The sequence below is a fragment of the Mesorhizobium sp. M7D.F.Ca.US.004.01.2.1 genome (assembly GCF_003997785.1).
GTDB lineage: Bacteria > Pseudomonadota > Alphaproteobacteria > Rhizobiales > Rhizobiaceae > Mesorhizobium > Mesorhizobium loti.
In genome coordinates this window covers 1-3,316 of sequence record NZ_RZRQ01000478.1, presented here as the reverse complement: position 1 = coordinate 3,316, position 3,316 = coordinate 1, and the positions used below count along the sequence as shown (strand labels likewise).

Genomic DNA, 3,316 nt, shown 5'->3' with positions numbered 1-3,316 from the left:
TTTCAGGCCGACGCGGTCGCGCACATCCTCGCCGGTCCTGAAGAACCGTTCGTTGAACTCGTTGAGGCCGCCGAAGCCGGCGCCCATCAGCATGCCAAGAACCAGCGAAAGTCCTAGCACGACGATCGTGCGCGGGCTTGACGCAGCCATCGGCATCGAAGCGTCCGAGATGATGCGGATCTTGCCGACCGGGAAGGATTGCTGCTGCGCAGCTTCTTCGTAGCGGCCGAGGAATGTCTGATAGAGCGTGGTGAGCGCCGTCGCCTGCTGATCGAGTTCACGCAGCTTGACTTGCGTCTGGTTGTCGACGGAACTCTTGCCTTGTGCGGCCGCGACATTGGCCCTGAGCGCGGTCTCGCGCGCCAGCGCTACCTCATATTCGTTGCGATAGCTCTCGGTCAGCTGCTTCAGTTCGCCGAAAATCTGCGTCGATATGTCGGCCTTCTCCTTGGCAAGCGCCACCGCCTGCGGATGCTCGGGGCCGAAATTCGCCTCGACGTCCTGCAGCCGCTTGGCCACCGTGAGGTAGCGGGTCTTGAGCGCCGCGATGACCGAACTGCTCGGCTGGTCGCTCGATATGGCGGCATCCTTGAAGGCGTTGTCGGAGCCGCTGTCGACAATCGCCTTGTACTGCTGGTAGCGGGCGCTGGCACGCGCGGTATCGGCCTGCGCCACGATGAGCTGGGCGTTGAGATCGGAGAGCTGCTTGTCGCTCATCAACTGGCCATCGCTGTTGGCGGCCAACCCGTGCTCAGCCCTGAATTTCTCGACCGCCAGCGATGCTGCCTGCGAGCTCTGGCGCAGTTCGGTCAACCGGCCCTGCAGCCAGACCGCAGCCCGTTCGGTGGCATCGAAGCTGGCGTCGAGCTGATCGGCGAGATAGGCGTCGGCATAAGCCTTGGTGATGGCGTTTGCCAAGGCCGGATCCGTGGCCTGGTAGCCGAGCGCGATGACATAGCTTCGGCCGGTGCGCTCAGCCTGGATCTCGTTCTGCAGCTTGAGGATCGCATAGTCGCGACGCGATGTGGCGATCAGCGCGTCACGGGCGGCCGGGTCGAGCTTGCTGAAGTCGGCCCCCCCCGGCATGGAAGGGCTGGGGCGGACATACTGGATCACGCTCCTGACCATGCCGACGCCCTTCGCCAGAGCCGATACGGGCGGATTCATGAACGCATCGTTCTGGTCGAGCTTCAGCTTGTCGACGACCACGGCGGCAAGCCGCGTCGAGGTCAGGATCTCGATCTGGCTCAGGATGGCGGAATCGGTCTGCATGGTTGTCGACGCCGCCGAGATATCATCGACAATCTTGTTCAAGCCTTCGTCGATCAGCACACTCGCGACCGACTGATATTTGGGCGGCGTCGTCTGCAGATAGAGCAGACCCAGAAAGACACCGATGACAGCACACACGGCAACCACCTTGGCCTGCCGTGCGGCCATGCCAAGCAGCCGCTCGATATCGATGAAGTCTTCGCCGTCTCCTGCGTTGGAATTCGGCAATGGCATCCTCTTGTCGAGAGGAAAGTTGGCATAATTCATCTTCGGTCCAATTCTAGAGCCGGTCCCATTCCGATTGATCGCAATGGGCTCTATCTCACTGTTTGAGCATGATCTTTTCCGGAAACCGGGACCCACTTTCCGGGATCATGCTTTGGCTTGCAGACGCCTCGAAGATCGGGAGCATCGCCAGAAGCAACGCAAGCGTCGTGCCAGACGGCGAGGGCCTACCGGCCCCTCTTCACCAGCCATCCGACAATGCTCCCGAAAGATGGGCATTATGCGGCTTCTTCCTGGCGTTCATGCGACCGGACGAACTCCTGAAGCATCTCGAAAACCGGGCCCTTCATATCGTCGCGCGCCAGCGCGAAGGCGATGTTGGCCTGGATGAACCCTTCCTTGGAACCGCAGTCGAACATGCGCCCCTTGAAAGGTTGTGCGAAGAACGGCTGATCCTTCGACAGACGGACCATGGCGTCCGTCAGCTGGATCTCGTTGCCGGCGCCGCGCTGCTGATTGCCCAGAAGCGCGAAGATCTCGGGCTGCAGGATGTAGCGGCCGTTGATGTAGAAGTTCGACGGCGCGTTGGCCGGCGCCGGCTTTTCGACCATAGCCGTCACCTCGAAACCGCCGCCGATCTCGACGCCACGACCAACGATACCGTATTTGTTGGTCTCGGTCGGTTCACAACGCTCGACGGCGATGACGTTGCCGCCAGTGCGCTCATAAAGGTCGACGGTTTCGGCGAGGCATCCACGCCCGCCGAAGGACACCATGTCCGGCAGCAGCAAGGCGAAGGGCTCATTGCCGATAACCTCGCGCGCGCACCAGACGGCATGGCCGAGGCCTTGCGGGGATTGCTGGCGGATGAAGCTGGTGGCACCGGCCACAGGCAGCATGCTTTCGAGCGCCTCCAGCTGGGTCTTCTTGCCGGTCTGCTCCAGGGTGCCGATCAATTCCGGATGCAGGTCGAAATAGTCCTCGATGACCGCCTTGTTGCGGCCGGTCACGAACACGATGTGCTCGATGCCCGCCTCGAAGGCCTCGTCCACCGCATATTGCACGACAGGCCTGTCGACGACGGGAAGCATTTCCTTTGGCATCGACTTGGTCGCCGGCAGGAACCGTGTTCCAAGCCCCGCCACCGGTATCACGGCCTTCCTGATTTTCTTCATCGCAAATTCCTTCTGAGGAGATCGACTTCAGTCCATTCACAGGCCACGAAAAATCCCTCCATGTGCCTGCATCTTCACCTCCCCACCCCAACGGCAAACTGTGCCGCCATTCTTCGCAACCGCACGGCGATCGGCATGCCCATATGCCTGACCGCCGCCGGGTCGCTGAGCGCTGTCCGGATCGCCTTGAGCGGGGACCGCGCCTTGATGTGCTGAACCATCGACAGGAATGAGGCGGCCTTGCGCAGGCTGCGGCTGCGCCGGGCAAACGCCGCTTGCGCGGCCTCATCCATCTGGTGGGTTTGAGCGAACACGGCATCCGCCTTGCGCATCGCTTCGACGTGATGGAGCTCGAGCACGTGCGAGATGGAGCCGCTGCGGATATGATAGGCATAGCCGATATCGGGCTCGACCACGCATTTGCCGCCCTTGGCCAAGGCTTCGGCAAATAGGATGTAGTCTTCGCCGATCCTCAGTTTCTCATCATAGCGAAGCCCGTTCTCGTTCAGGAATTCGCGCTGAAAAATCGGCTTGAGATAGCCGAGATTGAACTTCGATTCGAAGACGACGTTGCCGGCTATGTAGGTGGCCAGTGAAATTTCGCGCAAGCCTTCCAGATAGTGTCGAGGGAACATCGCGTCCTC

The 3,316-nt window shown here is 61.2% G+C and carries 2 protein-coding genes and 1 pseudogene; all 3 read right to left on the bottom strand.

What is annotated here, in order from left to right; all coding sequences use genetic code 11:
* The coding region (locus EN993_RS33295) for a Wzz/FepE/Etk N-terminal domain-containing protein (RefSeq protein ID WP_245469040.1) at nucleotides 1-1,539 on the bottom strand (1,539 nt) is incomplete at its 3' end.
* A 236-nt stretch (nucleotides 1,540-1,775) separates the two neighbouring features.
* Nucleotides 1,776-2,672 carry a UTP--glucose-1-phosphate uridylyltransferase gene (locus EN993_RS33290; RefSeq protein WP_127265998.1) on the bottom strand — a complete coding sequence of 299 codons (897 nt, stop codon included), beginning with the start codon at nucleotides 2,670-2,672 and terminating at the stop codon, nucleotides 1,776-1,778.
* 74 nt (nucleotides 2,673-2,746) lie between these two features.
* Nucleotides 2,747-3,316, bottom strand: a pseudogene (locus EN993_RS33285) (glycosyl transferase); the annotation flags it as partial.

Bases quoted from the DNA above. Each gene is read 5' to 3' on its own strand.
- EN993_RS33290 (WP_127265998.1), bottom strand. From the start codon at position 2,672: ATGAAGAAAATCAGGAAGGCCGTGATACCGGTGGCGGGGCTTGGAACA.